Origin of the sequence: Nocardia suismassiliense (assembly GCF_900269665.1) — a bacterium.
In the GTDB taxonomy this organism is placed as follows: Bacteria; Actinomycetota; Actinomycetes; order Mycobacteriales; family Mycobacteriaceae; genus Nocardia; species Nocardia suismassiliense.
In genome coordinates this window covers 8,986,897-9,005,362 of sequence record NZ_LT985361.1, presented here as the reverse complement: position 1 = coordinate 9,005,362, position 18,466 = coordinate 8,986,897, and the positions used below count along the sequence as shown (strand labels likewise).

Here is an 18,466-nt window from a genome sequence, read left to right as displayed (position 1 = left end):
GTAGCTGCGACGGTCAGCGGTACTGCGCGAAGAACTCGGTGATCTCGGTGGACATCAGCTCGGGCGCGACGTGGTGCAGGTAGTGCGTGTACACGTCGTGGGTCCGCCACGAGACGATGTTGCTGTGGTCGCGTTCGGCGAAGCGGCGGATGCCGTGGAAGTCGCCGTTGGAACCCGAGAGCGACAGCGGAACCGAGGTCGGTCCGGTCGGCTGGTCGGCCTTGGACTTCTCGAAGTAGTGCCGGATAGCGGAACCCGCTGTGCCGGTGAGCCAGTGGATCGCGATGTTGGTCAGCACGAAATCATCGTCGAGGTCGGGTCCGAGCAGTTGGCTGTTCCAGCCGACGAGCCCGGCCGGCGAATCCATCAGCGCGTGCGCCAAGGTCTGCGGTTGCTGCGACTGCAGGATGTTGAACCCCATCTTGTTCTTGACGAACCAGTCCAGGGTCGCCAAGGACTGCGCCTCGTCCTCGGTGAGATCGGCCAGCTCGGCCGGATCGCCGGTCGGGAACGAGTAGACCTGGGAAACCTGCACGGCGACAACGTGTTCCGGATCGACCCGGCCGAGCTCGGGGGAGATCTGCGCACCGCCGTCATTGCCGACCGCGCCGTACTTGTCGTAGCCGAGCCGCCGCATCAGCTCGGCCCAGGCCTTGGCGATCCTGGTGTCGTTCCAGCCGGCTTCCGTTGTCGGACCGGAGAATCCGTACCCCGGCACCGAGGGGATCACCAGATCGTGCCCGGCCGCGATCAGCGGCTCGATGACGTTGAGGAATTCGACGAACGTGCCCGGCCAGCCGTGGGTCAGGATCAGCGGCAGCGCCTCGGCACTGTCCTGCTGCGACCGCACATGCAGGAAGTGGATGTTCTGGCCGTCGATCTCGGTGGTGAACTGCGGGTACGCGTTCAGCGTCTCCTCGACCTTGCGCCAATCGAACCCGTCGCGCCAGTAGTTCACCAGGTGGCGGACCCGGTCGATGCTCACCCCGTAGGTGTCGCCCGAGCCGGGGATCTGGTCGGCCCAGCGGGTGCGGGCCAGCCGGGCCTGCAGCTCGTCCAGCTCGGCCTGGTCGATGGCGATGCGGAAGGGGGTGATGGTGGACATCTGAACTCCTTTTGAAACGGAATGCTTCGTTCTGTTTGAACCGTAACAGAACGGATCATTCCGTTCAAGTGGTAAGCTGGAATCATGCCGAAGTCATCAGACGCTCCAGCTCAGAAGGCCTTACCCGGCCGCAAGGCGCAGGCGGCCCGCAACGACGGGCTGATCCTGGATGCCGCGCGGTCGGTGTTCCTGGCCGATGCCAATGCCCCGATCGCCGCCGTCGCCGAGCGGGCGGGGGTGGGGATCAGCGCGCTGTATCGGCGCTATCCGAGCAAAGAAGTCCTGTTGCGCACGCTCTGCCATGAGGGCCTGCGCCGCTACAACGTGGAAGCCGATGCGGCGCTGGCCGATTCGGACGGCTGGCGGGCGCTGGTCGAATTCCTGGAGCGGGTCGTCGACGCCGACGTGCACTCGTTGACGGTGCACCTGGCCGGCACCTTCACGCCGGACGAGTCCTTCCTGCCCGACGTGATGCACTCCGCCGAGGCGAACATCGAGATCGTGCGACGCGCGCAGGCCACCGGCAAACTGCGGCCCGGCGTCACCGCCGAGGATCTGGGACTGATCCTGGAATCGTGTGCCGCCATCGCCATGCCCGATCCGGAACGCACCGCGCAGCTGCGCCGCCGGGTGCTCGCCATGCTGGTGGCGGGCCTGTCCGTGGACGGTGATCTGCCCGGCCCCCCGCCCAAGGCCGGCGAGTTCGCGTGGCGGTGGGAGCGGCGTCCCTGACCGCGACCGCGATTCTCGGGCGCTGACAGTTCGAGTACCGCGAACTCAGACCCGGCCGAACGCCAACGCCACGTTGTGCCCGCCGAAGCCGAACGAGTTGTTCAGGGCGTAGTCGATGCGCAGCTTGCGTGCGGCGCCGCTGACGATATCCAGGTCGATCGCCGGATCGCGGTTATCGAGATTCAGTGTGGGCGGGACGATTTGGTCGCGCAGCGTCAGCATGGTGACGAGGGATTCGAGTGCGCCCACCGCGCCGATCGAATGTCCCAGTGCGGATTTGGGTGCGTAGACCGACGCGTCCGGCGTGACGGCGGCGATCGCGTTGGCCTCCGACGCATCGCCGATCGAGGTGGCGGTCGCGTGGGCGTTGATGTGCTGGATATCCGAAACTTGTAGCCCCGCAGTCTGTATCGCCTTGCGCATGGCCCGAGTCGCGCCGATGCCCGCCGGTTCCGAAGCGACGATGTGATAGGCGTCGGAGGTGATGCCCGCGCCGAGCACCCGGCCGTGCATCTCGGCGCCACGGGCCCGCGCGTGCCGCTCGGATTCGAGCACCAGCAGCGCGCCCGCCTCGCCGAAGACGAAGCCGTCCCGGTCCCGGTCGAACGGCCGCGACGCCCGCTCGGGTTCGTCGTTGCGGGTGCTCATCGCCCGCATCATCGCGAAACTCGCGATGGGCACCGCGTCGATGTGACCCTCGACGCCGCCGGTCACCACCACATCGGCTTCGCCGGTGCTGATCAGCCGCCAGGCCTGCGCGATCGCCTCGGAGCCGGACGAACACGCGGAAACCGGCGTGAAAATGCCTGCCTTGGCGCCGATTTCGAGTCCGACGGTGGCCGCAGGCCCGTTCGGCATCACCATCGGCACCGACATCGGCGACACCTTCCGATAGCCGCCTGCTCGCATCGCGTCGACCGCGTCGATCAACGCGTCCCCACCGCCGAGCCCGGTGCCGATGGCGACGGCGAGCCGTTCGCCGTCCACCTCCGGGGCGCCGGCCCGCTGCCAGACCGCGCGGCCGAGCACCAGCGCCAGCTGTTCGATATAGGACAGCCGCCGCCGTTCGATCCGCGTCAGCTGCTCGCCCGGATGCGACTGCAGCTGCCCGCCGATGCGCACCGGCAGGTCGTACTCGGCGACGAAGTCCGCCGCGAGCACGCCGATGCCGCTGTGCCCGAGCAGCAGCTCCGACCAGGTCGTATCCATGTCCTCGGCCAGCGACGTGGTGGCCGCGTAGCCGGTGACGACGACGGACTCCCGAGTTTCTGAAGCGATTGTTACAGTCACGATGACATGGATACCTGTACCAGTCGCTACAGTCAACTCATGGCCCGCCCCCTCGACCACGCCAAACGTGCCGAGCTGCTCGACGCCGTCGTGCGTTATATCGCCGACCACGGCCTCGTCGACCTGTCGCTGCGCCCGCTCGCCGCCGCCCTCGGCACCAGCTCGCGCATGCTGATCTACTACTTCACCACCAAGGAGGAGCTGCTGGTCCAGGCGCTGGCCACCCAGCGCCCGGACCTCACGGCGCTCTTCGCGCAGGTCGCCGGCGCCGCCGAGCTGCGCACGCAACTGTGGGAGTTCTGGCAGGCCAACACCTCCGGCGACGGCCGCACCAGCGTCCGGGTGATGCTGCAGGTCCTCGGTGCCGCGTGTGCGGCGCACAGCCCGTATGCCGAGTACGCCGAGACCGCCATCGCGACCTTCATCGAGGCGCTCGCCGCGGGCCTGCGCAGCCTGCCCTCCGTCGACGATCCGGAACTCGTAGCGACACTGCTTGTTTCGGGCTTGCGCGGCATCCTCCAAGATCGCGTGATCACCGGCGACGTGCACCGCACCGATCGTGCCGCCCGCCTGCTGATCGACCAGTCCCTCCGATAGCGCCGACGGCCCGGTTACTTGGTGTTTGCTGCGACTCGGTGAATGCTGGGCCGGGGGTGGGTGAGGAGGCAGGATGGCTGCGAGCGTGCCGGAGACGAATGCCGCGGGGTCGGCGGTAGGTGGTACCCGCTGGGTGATGCTGGCCGTGCTGTGCGCCAGCCTGCTGCTGGTGGCGATGGATGCCACCATTCTGAACGTCGCGCTGCCCTCGCTGATCGCCGATCTGCAGGTGGGGCAGCTCGAGCAGCTGTGGATCATCGACGTCTACGGACTGGTGCTCGGCGGCCTGCTGATCACCACGGGTGCGGTCGGCGACCGGGTTGGTCGAAAGCTGCTCTTCCTGGCGGGTTTCGTGCTTTTCGGTGTCGCTTCGGTGGTGGCGGCGACGTCGCAGAGCTCGTGGCAATTGATAGCCGGTCGGGTGCTACTCGCCATCGGCGGCGCGATGGTGATGCCGTCGACGCTGTCGCTGATCCGGAACATCTTCACCGACTCGCGCGAGCGCACCCTCGCCATCGGCATCTGGGCCGCGGTGGCCGGCGCGGGCGCGACCATCGGCCCGCTCGTCGGCGGCGTGGTGGTCGAGCAGTTCGGCTGGGCGTCGGCGTTCTGGTTGAACGTGCCGGTGGTCGTGCTGACGGTGCTGGTCGGTGCCTGGCTGCTGCCGGAATACCGTGCGCCACAGTCGGGTTCGCTGGACTGGCTGGCCGCCGTATTGTCCATCGCGGGCATTGTCGGATTGGCTTGGGGGATCAAGCATGTCGCCAAGGGCACACCCGACCCGGTGGACTGGGTGATCCTCGTGCTCGGTGTGCTGCTGCTCGCCTGGTTCGCGCGCCGCCAGCTCCGCGCCGCCGATCCGCTGCTAGACATACGGTTGTTCCGCAACGGCGCCTTCTCCGCCGCCGCGCTCGCCACGCTGCTCGCCATGCTCGCGATCGGCGCCGCGCTGTTCCTGATCTCGCTGTGGTTGCAGTACGTGCACGGCTACTCGCCGTCCGAGGCTGGGCTGCGCACCTTGCCCTCGGCCTTGACGCTGCTGGTCGCGTCGCTGGCGACGCCGTGGTTGATGCAGCACATCGGCGTTCGAGCCGTGCTCGCCCTCGGACTCGGCGCGCTGGCGCTCGGCTTCCTCGGGCTCGCGCTGAGTCCCGAGCCGACCACGTATCCCGTTGTCGCACTGGTGCTCGCGTCCTTCGGCCTAGGTGACGGCCTGGCGATCACCGCGGCCGCCGCCGTCCTGGTCTCGGCGGTGCCGCCCGAACGCGCCGGGCAGGCCGGTGCGGTCTCCGAAACCAACTACGAGCTGGGGATCGGGCTCGGCGTCGCGCTGCTCGGCAGCATCCACGGGCGCGTTTTCACCGAGAATATGGTCGACCTGCCGTTGCGTGGCGAAAACCTCGATACGGCAAGGGAATCCATCGGAGGTGCGGTGGAGGTGGCGGGCCGGCTGGACACCGCGACTCGCGAACAGGTCCTCGCCGCCGCCCGGCACGCGTTCGACGCGGCGCTCACCACCACCGCGTACGTCTCCGCCGCCATTGTGGCCGTCGTCGCTGTTGTCGCAGTCTGGTTGGTTCCCAAGGGATTCCGGGTCACCGGCTCCCACTAGTTTCCTTCGCTTGCCCCCTCATAGGAGACCGCTTCTCGCGATTCGCCGCAGTCGTGCACGGACTTGGACGCGCATCGGGGAGTGTTGTCAATCCCAGGTAGCCGTTTCGGGGTCGATGCCGTTGGCGCGGGCGTTGGCGTCGATGATGTCGCGCAGCCAGACGGTCAAGCCGGGCTCGATCGCGTCGTAGAACGCGGTGAAGCCCGGGTCGGCAGTGTGCCTGCGGCCCAAGCAGACCTGCATCGAACGAGTGCAGTCGAAGTAGACGCCGATCGAGGCTCGGTGCCGCTCGGCCAGCGCGTTGGCCAGGTCGCTGCCCGGCGCCGTGCCTGCGCGATACGCGGCGGCCAGGTCCGCGTTGAGCGCCTCGACGCTCTCGGCGATCTGCTGCCACTGCTCGGCGGTGCGGTCCGCGGCACGTTCGGCGAACTGCGCCCACTGGGCGGTGTCACCCCACTGCTCGCGCGCTTCGCCTGCCCAAGCGGGTTGCCAGTGCTGACCGAAGATCGCCACCTGTTCCTCGGCGGGCAGCAGGATGCCGGACTCCCTCGCTTCGATCAGGCGATCCAGCGCGTCGCCCATCTGTTGCAGCCGGGCCACGCGCTCGCGAACCTCGTCGCGCTGCCTGCGCAGTGCCGCCGTCGCATCGGTGGCCGGTGCGTCCAGCAACGCCCCGACCTGGTTCAGCGGTACCCCGAGCTCGCGATAGACCAGCACCCGATGGATGCGAGCGATGTCCTCGGCGGTGTAGAGCCGGTAGCCCGCGTAGCTGCGCTCGGAGGGGCAGACGAGCCCGATCGCATCCCAGTGGTGCAGCGTCCGGACGGTGACACCTACCAGCGCGGCGACGGCGCCGACCGTGCGGCCGGCGCCTGTCGCTGCCTCGGCGAAGGGGCGATTCGTCACACTGTCCAGTGTGTCAGCCCCGACGCCGATCACTGCTCGGGCGCCGGGATACCCATGTCCCGCAGATACTCGGCTGCCGCACCGTTCGCATCGTACGGCCGGGCCGCCGTCATGATCACCCGGACGTTCTCCGGCGTGACCACCTCCAGCTCCACCGAGTTCCACGGCATCTCCCGCGGCCCCGTCGTACAGCCCGGCCGCAACTGCTCACACGCGGTCGCAATCTGCTCGACCTGGCTAAGCACACACGCGAAACTCACGCTCACCGCCGACGCGTGGCCAGGCCGCTCACCCGGAACGAGCAGAACATCCTGAAACGCCCACCGCCGCAGATGCGTAACCTGCCCCGGCGCCGTGAACAGATCGAAGAACCCGAGACCACGAACCCAGAAGTCCACCGACCCGGCGAGATCCGCCGTCGGCACCGTGACGAACATCGGCATCGCGTAGATGCCGCGGTAGAGCTCCGCAGGCTCGGCGTCGAGTGCGGGATCAGGAACGGGGCTGATATCGAATGCGGAAAACGTGTCGGTCATGAATGCATCGTCGAGCCTCACGCAACGTCAGGGTCAAGCGCAATGAGCTCCGACTTGCGTGGAACCGGGTGACGACGCAGCTCCGGCGTGGCGCGAACGCCGAAGTTACGGATTGCCATTGAATAGGTTCATGGGCGTATCGCCGCGCTTTCGGTCACCGAAGACAACGGATTCCGAAGTGGGGGTAAAGGCCATGACGGGTCGGTGGCTACTCTCCATAGCCGCTGTTGGCAACGCCGTTCTGCAGTGGGTCGACGACTACAATTCCACGCACATTTTCAACCCCGCTTTCACCGCACATGCCAAATTCCATGACGGCATTACGATCTCGCTGGCCACCATCTTGGGTGGACTGGCATTGATCTATCTCTGGCGCCCCGGCTATGGCCAGGAACGACTGGCGGTGGGCGCTTTGTTCGCCGGTGTCTGGTGGGCCGGTGCCGCCTGCGCGTTTCTGTTTCCGGGTGCGTCGCACCGTGACGCACAGTTCGCCGCTGATGTCCCGCACCTGTTCGGCATGCCGATCGACCTGCGCACCATCGTGCCCGTGATGATCGCCGTGGTTGCGCTGGGATATCTCCTGGAACGCCGCCGCCTCCGCGCGATCGGCCGAAGCGCTCCGCTGCCACGCCGTCGTTCTGAGTCCTAGCTCAGGATGCACCACAGCCCCTCCAGTTTCGAACGTATGTTCGATACACTGGGAAGAAGGTGGGAATCGGCCGAGAGCGAGGGGTCATGCGGGAGTCGTCCTCGGGTCTATGGAAACTGCTGGTCAGTGAGGTTGCGCTGCGGCACGGGTTCGGGTGCGCGGAGTCCGATGGGGAGTTCGTGCTCAGTGGTGGGGCGGGGGTTCGGATCGTGCTGCCGAGTACTCGGCTGGAGCGTCGGGTTGCTCGGGCGCCGCGGCAACTGTGGGCGGCGTTGGTCGGTGATCGGCTGGAGATGCAGATCGCGGATCTGACCGCGGGGCATCTCGAGCTGGCGCGGCTGGAGTCGGTGCGGCCACTGTTGCGGACACGGCTCTGCTCGGCGCGCACGAAGGGGTTGATCAATGATGTGCGGCGGTTGGTCGCGCCCGGCCTGCTGCAGCGGGTGCTGGTCGACTTCGGTGAGATCATGACGCCGGTGACGTATACGGCGGCACTGCGTTGGGGCGCAAAGGAATCCGACTTGTTCGAGATCGCCGAGCGCAACACCCGCGCGCAGGGTGGGCTCGACCTGATGGCGGCCGAGGTCGACGGCATGGACGATATCGATATCCAAATGATCTACGGCGCTTCGGATTTCGTTACGGCGCACGTGCGCTGGCTCGACGACTATCCGGTCATCGGACCCTGGGGTGCCCTGCTAGTCATCCCGGGGCACACCCACCTGCTCGTGCACCCGATCACCGGTCCCACCGTCTTCGCCGGAACCAGCCTGCTCGCCCAACTGCTCGTCGCGGGCGAAGCCGAGTCGAGACCGGTAAGCCGCTCGATCTACTGGTGGCGCAACCGAATCACCGTCGACATCGCCGCGACCATCCGCGGCAGCGGCGACCGGATGGAAGTCGTCCCGGCCGATCATCTCGAGGCACTGCTGGCGATCATGCGACGGGACGGAAACGACCGGTTCCCGCGCACCTGAAGCGGTGTACGGGAACCGGATGCGTTGCCGGACAGGCGAACCCGTCGAAAACCTACGAAACGACGGGCAGGTAGACCGCGTTACCGTTGTCGACGAACTCCGCGGACTTCGCCGCCATCCCGGCCTCGATCGCCTCGACGTCGGTGAGCTGGTTGCGCGCCGCGTACTCCCGGACATCGGCGGAGATGCGCATCGAGCAGAACTTCGGACCGCACATGGAGCAGAAGTGCGCGGTCTTGGCGGGCTCGGCGGGCATGGTCTCGTCGTGGTATTCCCGGGCCGTGTCCGGATCCAGCGACAGCGCGAACTGATCGCGCCAGCGGAATTCGAAACGCGCCTTGGACAATTCGTCGTCGCGCTGCTGCGCGTGCGGGTGCCCCTTGGCCAGGTCGGCGGCGTGCGCGGCGATCTTGTAGGTGATCACGCCGACCTTGACGTCGTCGCGGTTGGGCAGCCCGAGGTGTTCCTTCGGGGTCACGTAGCAGAGCATCGCCGTGCCGGCCTGCGCGATGATCGCGGCACCGATCGCCGAGGTGATGTGGTCGTAGGCGGGCGCGATGTCGGTGGCGAGCGGGCCGAGGGTATAGAACGGCGCCTCCTCGCACAGCTCCTCCTCCAGCCGCACGTTCTCCACGATCTTGTGCATCGGCACGTGGCCGGGGCCCTCGATCATCACCTGCACGCCATGGGATTTCGCGATCTTCGTCAGCTCGCCGAGCGTGCGCAGCTCGGCGAACTGCGCCTCGTCGTTGGCGTCGGCGATGGAGCCGGGGCGCAGGCCGTCACCGAGGGAGAAGGTCACGTCGTACTTCGCCAGGATGTCGCACAGCTCGGCGAAGTTGGTGTACAGGAACGACTCCTGGTGATGCGCCAAACACCATGCGGCCATGATGGATCCGCCGCGCGAGACGATGCCGGTGACCCGCTTGGCGGTCAGCGGCACGTAACGCAGCAGCACGCCTGCGTGCACGGTCATGTAGTCCACGCCCTGCTCGCACTGCTCGATCACGGTGTCGCGGTAGATCTCCCAGGTGAGCTTGGTCGGATCGCCGTTCACCTTCTCCAGCGCCTGGTAGATCGGCACGGTGCCGACCGGCACGGGGGAGTTGCGCAGGATCCACTCGCGGGTCTCGTGGATGTTCTTGCCGGTGGACAGGTCCATGATGGTGTCGGCGCCCCAGCGGGTGGCCCACACCATCTTCTCCACCTCCTCGGCGATGGAGGACGAGACGGCCGAGTTGCCGATGTTCGCATTGATCTTCACCAGGAACTTCTTGCCGATGATGGTCGGCTCCAGCTCCGGGTGCTTGTGGTTGGCGGGGATCACCGCGCGACCGATAGCGACCTCGTCGCGTACCAGCTCGGGCGAGACGCCCTCGCGGGCGGCGATGAACCGCATCTCGGGGGTGATGATGCCCTGCCTGGCCCAGGCGAGCTGGGTCGGCGGCCCGTCGACCTCGGGTTTGGCCCAGGTGTCGCGGAGTTTCGGCAGGCCCGACTCCAGGTCGATCTCGGCCGAGTCGTCGGTGTACGGCCCCGAGGTGTCGTAGACGTCGAAGTGCTCACCGTTGGTCAGGTTCACCCGGCGCACCGGGACGCGCAGCCCGTCGACCTCGTGATAGTGCTTGACGCTGCCTTCGATGGGTCCGGTGGTGACAGTGTCGACTGTCTCGGAGCCGTCTTTGGACGCAACAGATGCCATGATTTTCCTCCCTACGCCGGCATTACCCGGTCAGGTTCATACGGTCGACGGCCCTAGCCGTCCTCTCAGCCCGCTGGTGCGAGCCCCCGTTGGCGTGTGAAATTTTCCAAGCAGACAGTACCTGCTGACCCTGAACGCCCGTCAGGTGATCGGTGGAAAACGCAGGTCGGCGCCGGTGGCATCGGTCCGGCGCCGGCCGTACGAGCTCAGTCGGTCTTGCCGTTGTAGGCGTCGCGCATCTGCTGCAGCACGATCTTCCGCATCCCGAGCATGGCCTGCATGGCGCGGTTCACAGCTTCCCGGTCGTCTCCGGTGACCAGCTCGGTGGCCTCGGCGGGCCAGATCTGCCACGGCACCCCGTATTTGTCGTTGAGCCAGCCGCATTCGATCTCCTTGCCGCCGTCGGCGAGCAGCGCCTCCCAGAGCCGGTCGACCTCGTCCTGGCTTTCGCAGTTGACCAGCAGCGACATGGCATGGGTGTAGCTGTAATCGCCGCCACCGTTGATGGCGGTGAACTGCTGTCCGTTGAGTTCGAAGTCGACGGTGATCGCGAGATCGGTCGGACGGTTGGTCGCCTCGGTGTGGTACTGGACGTGGGTGATCTTCGAGTCGGCGAACAGCGAACAGTAGAACTCGGCGGCTTCTTCTGCCTGAGTGTCGTACCAGAGGTTGGTGACGATCTTTTGCATGGTGGTCCTCCCGGCCGGAGTTGATAGATATCTGTGCAGACGGGCTGGGCGACCGGAATTCATCGCAGTGGAACGAGAAAAGCCTGCCTCCGACCGGTGGGTTCCGGTCGAGGGCAGGCCTGGGTGCTCGCTGACTAACGCTCGCGGGGGCCGATCGGGAAACCGAGCGCGCCGAAGGTGGCGTTCAGGTTGATCTCGATCTGCGTCAGCAGCGCGTTGAAATCGGCCAGCATGGACACGACGTTCTCGGTTCGGCAGCCGAACTGATCGGGCGCGTTCGGCGCGAGCCGCGCTTTAAGCCAATTGAGCGTGTCGGCCATGCCGAGCGACGGCAAACTCAAATGCTCACTGAGGTGATCACGCTTGTAGAGCACCGATGCGCCACCGGCACACCACTGCTGGGACAGCCGGTCATTGGTCCACACCGGCACCGCCTCGTCGAACACGCCCTGGTACAGGAAGATCGGCGCGGTAGGAATGTTGCGGCCGAGCACCGTCGAGTCGAAGACCTCCTTGATCTCGGGCACCGCGAGGAAGTCGGGAATCGGAATGGTCAGCAACCGCCCGTAGTCGACGAACATCTGGGTGAGCGCGTTGCGCGGCAGACATTGCCGCTCGGTCTGGTCCATCAGCGCCCGCCCCTCCGGCTTCAGATACCGATCGGAGGCCTCCCGGAACTTCGGATACGCCTTGCGCAGTGAGGAAATGCCGATGCCGATCAGCGAGGAGAACATCGAGCCGTTCACATGCAGCAGCGACACCACATCCGAGGTCGGCGCGCCGAGCGCGATGCCTTTCACGTTCAGTTCAGGCGCGTAAGTCGGCTGCATTTCGGCCGCCCAGCCGGAGCCCATACCGCCGCCCGAGTAACCCCAGAACGCGACGGGGGTGTTTGCGCCGTCCAGCCCCAGCGGCTCGAAACGTTCGGCGGCACGGACGCCGTCGAGCGTCATGTAACCCGGCTCCTTGGGCACGGTGAGGTGGCCGTTGACGCCCTCGTAGTCCGGGATGGAGACCGCCCAGCCTTGGCTGATCAACGCGGCCAGCCCGAGCAGTTCGCTCTGTGAATGGATGCCTTCGAGTCCGGCCAGGCCGGCGCCCTGCTGCAAGACGAACGAGGGCGAGCAATCCAGATTGGCGCTGTCGTAGTAGAACTGCAGGGAAACCAGCGGCCGGGAACGATTCGGATCGGCCAGCGCGGGCAGCACCACCGTGGTCACGGCGGCGGTGGGTTGTTCGTTCAGATCCGTAGTGCGATAAAGCAATTGCCAGGCCCGCACATTCACCGGAAGAACGGTCAGCGCCGCGAGACGTACCTCGCGGGACCGGAGAATGGCGCCAGGCTCCTGGGCTTCGAAGCCTTCGGGCGGTTGGTAGAACGAATCCTCGTGCGGGAGTGGGATTGCGGTGGCCTGCGTGGGAGTGACTGCGCCCGCGAGCAGCACGGCGGCCATGGCGAACGCCATGGTCACCAGCGCGGCCACCGTGCGCCCCGACCGGTGGATACGGCCGGTCCGATCCCCTGTGATCACTGACACGTGTGCGTCCTTCCTCATCATGTGACAGCGATTACAACATGAGAGCCTGTTATCAACAAGAACTCTTTCTAAAGCGCATCGAGCTATGGTCGAGGTATGACCCGCAGCAAATCCGCCGCGCGGCCTGCCGAGGGCCCGGCTCGCCGCCGGATCCGTGGACTCGACGCCGAACAGCGCAGCGCACAGCGGCGCAATCAACTGCTCGACGCGGCCACCGAACTGTTTGCCGAACACAGCTATTCGGGAACATCGATCGAGCAGATCTGCCAGCGCGCGTATGTCGGAACCAAGGGGTTCTACGACCATTTCGACAGCAAGGAAGCGTGCTACATCGCACTGCTCGAAAAACTCACCGCGCAGATCCAGCAACGAGTGATCGCCGGCGCCGCCGCGGCCGCCGACCTGGCCTGGCCGGAGCGCGCCGTGCCGGTGATCGAGGCGTTCGTGCACGCGATCGCCGACGACCCGCGCCTGGCCAGGGTGACTTTCGGTGAGGCGGGCGGCATCTCGCCCGCGGTAGAGCGGATGCGGCGCAGCAACCGGCGATGGTCGGGGGCCTTCCTGGACCGGGTGTGGAGCGGTGAACCGGCGAGCGACGCCGGCGTGCAGCGGGCGCGGCTGGCCTTGGCGCTGGCCACCATCGGCGGCATGTTCGAACTGGTCGCGGACTGGCTGCACCATCACGACGACGGCGGAGCCCCGGACGGCGTCGACACCCTCACCGAGGACCTGACCCGGTTCGTCACCGTGGTCAATGCCGGACGCGGAGCCGTTGCGGGACAATAGTTTTATTGCAAAAGACGCGGGGCGGGCCGAATCATTCGGCCCGCCCCGCGTCGTTGTTGTCCGGCTACTCGGGTCAGTCGCGGCGGCGTGCGGGCAGAATCCGCCCCCTGACCTCGCCGAGACCGATGCGCCCGGCCTCGGGACCCGGTGCGGACGCGGTGATGACCACCTCGTCGCCGTCCTCCAGGAACGTGCGCTTCTGGCCGCCCACCACCACGGGTTCGCTACCGCCCCAGGAGAGTTCGATGAAGGACCCGCGCTGGTTGGGCTCCGGGCCGGAGATGGTGCCGGACGCGTACAGATCACCGGTGCGGGTGGCGGCGCCGTTCGCGGTGAGGTGGGCCAGCATCTGCGCGGGCGACCAGTACATCCGGGAGAACGGCGGCCGCGCGACCACGTCCCCGTTCCAGGTCACCGTCAGGTCGATGTCGAGACCCCACGGCTCCTTTTCCCGCAGGTAGGGCAGGGGCTCCGGGGATTGCTCCGGTGTCGATACCCGCGCGGCTTCCAGCGCGGCCAGCGGCGTGACCCAGGGTGCGATCGAGGTCGCGAAGGACTTGCCGAGGAAGGGGCCGAGCGGCTGGTACTCCCACGCCTGGATATCGCGGGCGGACCAGTCGTTGACCAGTGCGACGCCGAACACCCGCTCGGCGAACTCGCCGGTCTCGATGGGATCGCCGAGTTCGGAACCGACACCGACCAGGAAGCCGAGCTCGGCCTCGATGTCCAGGCGCCGGGACGGACCGAAATCCGGTGTGCCCGAATCGGTCCGGCGCTGGCCGGACGGCCGGATCACCTCGGTGCCGGACACCACCACGGTGCCTGCCCGCCCGTGGTAGCCGACCGGCAGATGCCGCCAATTCGGCAGCAGCGGTTCGCTGTCCGGCCGGAACAGGCGGCCGAGGTTCGTCGCGTGGTCGATGCTGGCGTAGAAGTCGACGTAGTCGCCGATCGCCACCGGCAGTGCGAGCTTCACCTCGGACAGCGCATGTACTGCGGCGCTGTCGATTTCGTTGCCGACCAGTTCGCGGATGCGTTCACGCACCTCGCGCCAATGGTCCGGCCCCCGCGCCATGAGCGCGGCCAGGCTCGGTTCGGCGAACTCCGGATCACCCAGTGCCGCAGCGAGATCGACGACGGAGTCGCCCAATCGTGTGCCGACGCGGTAGTTCTGGCCATCCGGGGCGAACACACCGTACGGCAGGTTGTCCGCACCGAAGAGGGAATCGTCGGGTACTTCGACGCGAGTCTTCACGCGGGCCCCCGTCCGGACCAGGTCCACGCGTACGCCGGGTCTTCGCAGGCGAGGGCGCCTTCGCCGAGTTCCAGCGGCCGGAAGGTGTCGACCATGACCGCGAGTTCGTCGAAGTAGTCGAGCCCGATGCTGCGCTCGTAGGCGCCGGGTTGCGGGCCGTGCGCGTAGCCGCCGGGATGCACCGACACCGAACCCTGCGCGATGCCGGATCCCTTGCGTGCCTCGTAGTTTCCGCCGCAGTAGAACATGATCTCGTCGGAGTCGACGTTGGAGTGGTAGTACGGCACCGGGATGGACAGCGGGTGATAGTCCACCTTGCGCGGCACGAAATTGCAGACCACGAAGTTGGTCCCCTCGAAGACTTGATGCGCCGGCGGCGGCTGGTGGATGCGGCCGGTGATCGGTTCGAAATCGCTGATGTTGAAGGTGATCGGATACAGGCAGCCGTCCCAGCCGACCACGTCGAACGGGTGGCTGGCGTACAGCAGCCGGGTGCCGACGACCTTGCCGCCGGGACGGTGCTTGACCAGCACCTCCACGTCGGTGCCGGTCGCGGTCAGGATCTCCGCCGGGCCGTGCAGGTCGCGCTCGCAGTAGGGCGCGTGCTCGAGCAGCTGGCCGAACTTCGACAGGTACCGCTTCGGCGGGGTGATGTGGCTGGACGCCTCGATCACATACGCGCGCAAGGGTTCCGGGCCGGTCGGCAGCCAGCGGTGGGTGGTCGCGCGCGGGATGAGCACCTGATCGCCCTGGCGCGCGGGCAGCGGGCCGAAGACGGTTTCGACCACCGCGGCACCGGATTCCACATAGACCAGCTCGTCGCCGATCGCGTTGCGGTACAGCGGCGAACTGCCCTTCGCCACGACATAGGAGATGCGTACGTCGGCGTTGCCGAGCAGCAGGCGGCGTCCGGTCACCGCGTCGGTCCTGGCCGGGGTGTCGTCGGGGAACAACTCGGGCAACCGCAGATGCCGGTGCCGCAGTGGATGATTCGGGGTGGTGGACTGATCGGGCAGTTCCCACACCGTCGAGTCGACGATCGCGGGCGGCAGCCCACGGTGGTACAGCAGTGAGGAATCGCCGGAGAAACCCTCCTCGCCCATCAGCTCCTCGTAGTAGAGCTGCCCCTGCTCGTCCCGATGTTGCGTATGCCGTTTCGGCGGCACCGCTCCTACTTGTCGATAGAACGCCATGACCGCACCTCCTGCCTGGCTTGTGGCCTGGTTCAACTGGTCCCCATCGTAGTGATGGGCGCGCGGGCGCAGTGGCGGAATCCGCCCCCGTCAGCGCGGATTCTGCCGGAACATCGGGACTCTAGGAGGCATTTCGCCTAGCTGATCACTGATTTCGCAAGCACATGGGTAACTCCCCGGGTACCGGCTAACCCAACTCGCTACTCCCCGCCGGTCGCCAACGCCACCGTCCTGGCACCCGAGTCTGGCCTGAATTCGCGGAGAGGCGGGGGAGCTCAGGCGTGCCGCAGGGCGCGGTAGACCGCTGCGCCGACGAAGGCGCCGAGATCCTGCGCCGTCCAGCCGCCCTCCCCGGCCAGCAGCGTGCGCACCGCGCCTTCACCGGCCGACACCCACAGCTCCACCAGCACCGGCAGCTTGCGTTCGGCATCTTCGGTGCCCCAGGCGCGCAGGGTCGGGCGCAGCAGGGTGCTGCAGCGTTCGATGGCGAGCGCACGGCCGCGGCCGAACGAATCCGCAACGGCCGGATCGGGATTGCCATACAGCAGGCGCCAGGCGTCGGGCCGGGCGGCGGCCTTCTCCAGCAGCGCGCGGAAGCCCTCGATGAACACGGTCTCGCCGGCGTCCACGTCGCGGCGGCGCATCACGCCGAGCAGGTCGTCGACCAGGTAGCTCTCTTCGCGCTGGATCAGCGCTTCGATCAGTTCGACGCGGTCGGCGAAGCAGGCGTAGACCACCGGCCGGGTCACGTTCATCCGTTCGGCGATGGCGGCCATGGTGATCGCCGCGATGCCGTGCTGCACGGCGATGGCCAGCGCGGTGTCGAGCACCTGCGGGCGGCGGCGTTCCGGGCCGAGGTGCGGCGCTCGTTGCCGCGGTCGCACGGCCGAATCGCTACCCATGAGCACAACATAGCAGCGCATGTTGCGGAGTTCTCGCTGGTCCCGCGCCTGTAGATCAACTTCCTACATTGGTGAAGGTTAATGCTACAGTCGTGCATGAAGTCGGCGGGATAGTGCCGGCTGTCTTTGTCGAGCGCCCTGCACGCGGGTGCGAGCGTTATGCCACAGCCGAGGAGTCAGTGATGACCGAAACCCTGTTCAACCCGAAGACCTGCGAATTCACCGAATTCGACGCCGAGACCCGCCGGTTGCTGCGCGCGACCGTCGATTGGTTCGAGACCCGTGGCAAAGCGGTGCTCAAGCAGGAGGATCGGGATCGGGTCTGGTACGCGGAGTTCCTCGATTTCGTGAAGCGCGAGGCGGTCTTCGCGACTTTCCTCACACCGGCGGCCGAGGCGGACGGCGACCCGAACAAGCGCTGGGACACCGCGCGGATCGCGATGATGAGCAAGATCCTCGGCTTCTACTCCATGCAGTACTGGTACGTCTGGCAGGTCAGCATTCTCGGCCTCGGCCCGATCTGGCAGAGCGACAACGCGGCGGCCAAGCGGCGCGCCGCCGCCCTGCTGGCCTCCGGCGAGATCTTCGCCTTCGGTCTGTCCGAGAAGGAGCACGGCGCCGACGTCTACTCGACCGACATGATGGTCGCGCCGCAGCCCGGCGGCGGTTACCTGGCCACCGGCGCCAAGCACTACATCGGCAACGGCAACCAGGCCGCGCTGGTCTCGGTGTTCGGCCGGCGCTCCGACAAGCCGATCATCGACAGCTCGAAGGCGCTGGAAAGCAAACCGACACAGCAGGATTACGAGGGCTACCTGTTCTTCCTCGCCGACAGCCAGCACGAGAACTACCATCTGCGCGGCAATGTCGTGGACAGCCAGATGTATGTGGCGGCTTTCGATCTGGAGAACTATCCCGTTGCCGAGGAAGACATTTTGCACCGCGGTGAGGCGGCTTTCCATGCGGCGATGAACACCGTGAATGTCGGCAAGTTCAATCTCGGCTTCGGTGCCGTCGGCGCCTGTGAGCACGCCTACTACGAGGCCGTGACGCATGCCGAGAATCGAATCCTGTTCGGACACAAGGTGACCGAGTTCCCGCAGGTGCAGTCACTGCTGACCGACTCGTACGCGCGGCTGATGGCAATGAAGCTCTACAGCGAGCGGGCCATCGATTACATGCGCTCCGCCTCCCCGGAAGACCGGCGCTACCTGCTGTTCAACGCGATCGAGAAGATGACCGTCACCCGGCAGGGGCAGCGCATCATCGAGGATCTCGCCGATGTGATCGCCGCCCGCGGTTTCGAGAAGGACATGTACTTCCCGATCGCGATGCTCGGCCTGTTCGGACTGCCCCGGCTCGAAGGCACCGTGCACGTGAACATGGCGCTGTCGCTGAAGTTCATGGCCAACTACATGTTCCACCCCGCCGACGCCGGCCTGGCCGCACTGCGCTTGCTGCCCGGCGCGGGCGCCGCACCGAAGAGCGCGGTCCGCGCCGTCTCGGGTGCACTCAGCTGGTCGAGCCGCAAGCTCGCGCCCCGCGCAGGCGCCGCGATCCCGAAGCTGCGCACCGAACTGGCCGGCGCCGCCTACGCTCCGGTACCGACCCGCCGCGACCCCGCCGACGACGAATTCCTCTTCCGCCAGGGACCCAGCAGCGGCCTCGGCCGCATCCGCTTCAGCGACTGGCGCCAGGTCTTCGAAAAGTTCACCCACATACCGAATGTCGCCGTCTTCCTGGACCAGGCCTTAGCCTTCCAAACCCTGCTCGCCGCCGCATCCCCCACCGCCACCCAGCAANGTGTCACTCGGCACGCCTAAGGATGAACCGCGCCTGCAACTACTTGGTCTAGTTTTGAAAAGAACACGGGAACCACGGACCCCGCCCCCTACCCCTCCGCCGGCGCCGCCGGATGTGAAAAGGAGAACGCCCTCACCCTGCACACCAAGCCCGCCGCAACCAAGGCCCAGCAAACCCGAGCCCTCGACCTCATC

Annotated in this window: 16 protein-coding genes, 1 pseudogene and 1 riboswitch; of the genes and pseudogenes, 7 read left to right on the top strand and 10 right to left on the bottom strand. The window is 66.8% G+C overall.

Annotation, left to right across the window (positions count from 1 at the left end):
* Positions 1–13: 13 nt before the first annotated feature.
* Positions 14–1,105 (bottom strand): epoxide hydrolase family protein, encoded by a 1,092-nt coding sequence (locus DBO33_RS40480; RefSeq protein WP_107659732.1) that lies wholly within the window; start codon positions 1,103–1,105, stop codon positions 14–16.
* Positions 1,106–1,189: 84 nt separating this feature from the next.
* Here DBO33_RS40480 and DBO33_RS40475 point away from each other — a divergent pair, with 84 nt between their 5' ends.
* Positions 1,190–1,837, top strand: coding sequence for a TetR/AcrR family transcriptional regulator (locus DBO33_RS40475; protein ID WP_107659731.1), 648 nt, complete (start codon positions 1,190–1,192; stop codon positions 1,835–1,837).
* A 45-nt stretch (positions 1,838–1,882) separates the two neighbouring features.
* On the opposite strand, the gene DBO33_RS40470 is transcribed toward DBO33_RS40475, so the two are convergent.
* Positions 1,883–3,127, bottom strand: a complete 1,245-nt coding sequence (locus DBO33_RS40470) for a KasA/KasB family beta-ketoacyl-ACP synthase (protein ID WP_107661019.1) — start codon at positions 3,125–3,127, stop codon at positions 1,883–1,885.
* A gap of 39 nt (positions 3,128–3,166) precedes the next feature.
* Here DBO33_RS40470 and DBO33_RS40465 point away from each other — a divergent pair, with 39 nt between their 5' ends.
* Positions 3,167–3,724, top strand: a complete 558-nt coding sequence (locus tag DBO33_RS40465) for a TetR/AcrR family transcriptional regulator (RefSeq protein ID WP_107659730.1) — start codon at positions 3,167–3,169, stop codon at positions 3,722–3,724.
* Positions 3,725–3,797: 73 nt separating this feature from the next.
* The gene (locus DBO33_RS40460) at positions 3,798–5,336 is read left to right on the top strand and encodes an MFS transporter (protein ID WP_199856906.1); all 1,539 of its coding nucleotides are present in this window, start codon (positions 3,798–3,800) and stop codon (positions 5,334–5,336) included.
* 87 nt (positions 5,337–5,423) lie between these two features.
* Here DBO33_RS40460 and DBO33_RS40455 read toward each other — a convergent pair whose 3' ends face one another.
* Positions 5,424–6,242 (bottom strand): MerR family transcriptional regulator, encoded by an 819-nt coding sequence (locus DBO33_RS40455; RefSeq protein ID WP_107661017.1) that lies wholly within the window; start codon positions 6,240–6,242, stop codon positions 5,424–5,426.
* A gap of 29 nt (positions 6,243–6,271) precedes the next feature.
* The gene (locus tag DBO33_RS40450) at positions 6,272–6,778 is read right to left on the bottom strand and encodes a VOC family protein (protein ID WP_107661016.1); all 507 of its coding nucleotides are present in this window, start codon (positions 6,776–6,778) and stop codon (positions 6,272–6,274) included.
* A 130-nt stretch (positions 6,779–6,908) separates the two neighbouring features.
* On the opposite strand from DBO33_RS40450, the gene DBO33_RS40445 reads away from it, so the two are divergent.
* Positions 6,909–7,427, top strand: coding sequence for a DUF6640 family protein (locus tag DBO33_RS40445; RefSeq protein WP_159080748.1), 519 nt, complete (start codon positions 6,909–6,911; stop codon positions 7,425–7,427).
* Between the two features lie 86 nt (positions 7,428–7,513).
* Positions 7,514–8,404 (top strand): hypothetical protein, encoded by an 891-nt coding sequence (locus DBO33_RS40440; RefSeq protein ID WP_107659728.1) that lies wholly within the window; start codon positions 7,514–7,516, stop codon positions 8,402–8,404.
* A 52-nt stretch (positions 8,405–8,456) separates the two neighbouring features.
* Here the strand turns inward: DBO33_RS40440 and thiC are convergent, their stop codons facing one another.
* The 3 genes from thiC to DBO33_RS40425 all read right to left on the bottom strand — a co-directional run bounded on the left by thiC (position 8,457) and on the right by DBO33_RS40425 (position 12,333).
* A complete protein-coding gene (gene thiC, locus DBO33_RS40435; protein ID WP_107661015.1) occupies positions 8,457–10,106 on the bottom strand; it encodes a phosphomethylpyrimidine synthase ThiC in 1,650 nt (549 codons plus the stop codon).
* Positions 10,098–10,206, bottom strand: a riboswitch (TPP riboswitch). Its footprint overlaps the gene before it by 9 nt.
* Before the next feature lie 106 nt (positions 10,207–10,312).
* Positions 10,313–10,795, bottom strand: coding sequence for a VOC family protein (locus DBO33_RS40430; RefSeq protein WP_107659727.1), 483 nt, complete (start codon positions 10,793–10,795; stop codon positions 10,313–10,315).
* A 134-nt stretch (positions 10,796–10,929) separates the two neighbouring features.
* Positions 10,930–12,333, bottom strand: coding sequence for a lipase family protein (locus tag DBO33_RS40425; protein ID WP_159080747.1), 1,404 nt, complete (start codon positions 12,331–12,333; stop codon positions 10,930–10,932).
* A gap of 96 nt (positions 12,334–12,429) precedes the next feature.
* On the opposite strand from DBO33_RS40425, the gene DBO33_RS40420 reads away from it, so the two are divergent.
* The gene (locus tag DBO33_RS40420; RefSeq protein WP_107659725.1) at positions 12,430–13,119 is read left to right on the top strand and encodes a TetR/AcrR family transcriptional regulator; all 690 of its coding nucleotides are present in this window, start codon (positions 12,430–12,432) and stop codon (positions 13,117–13,119) included.
* Positions 13,120–13,192: 73 nt separating this feature from the next.
* Here the strand turns inward: DBO33_RS40420 and fahA are convergent, their stop codons facing one another.
* The 3 genes from fahA to DBO33_RS40405 form a co-directional block, all read right to left on the bottom strand.
* On the bottom strand, positions 13,193–14,374 hold the full coding sequence (fahA, locus tag DBO33_RS40415) for a fumarylacetoacetase (protein WP_234391298.1): 1,182 nt from the start codon (positions 14,372–14,374) through the stop codon (positions 13,193–13,195).
* Positions 14,371–15,567: a homogentisate 1,2-dioxygenase gene (locus DBO33_RS40410; protein ID WP_107659723.1), complete on the bottom strand. Its 1,197-nt coding sequence runs from the start codon at positions 15,565–15,567 to the stop codon at positions 14,371–14,373. The genes fahA and DBO33_RS40410 overlap by 4 nt, the downstream gene beginning before the upstream one ends.
* Before the next feature lie 275 nt (positions 15,568–15,842).
* Complete coding sequence (locus tag DBO33_RS40405; RefSeq protein WP_107661014.1) at positions 15,843–16,469, bottom strand: TetR/AcrR family transcriptional regulator; 627 nt, start codon at positions 16,467–16,469, stop codon at positions 15,843–15,845.
* Between the two features lie 182 nt (positions 16,470–16,651).
* Here DBO33_RS40405 and DBO33_RS40400 point away from each other — a divergent pair.
* A pseudogene (locus DBO33_RS40400) lies at positions 16,652–18,271 on the top strand (acyl-CoA dehydrogenase family protein); the annotation flags it as partial.
* Positions 18,272–18,466: the final 195 nt, after the last annotated feature.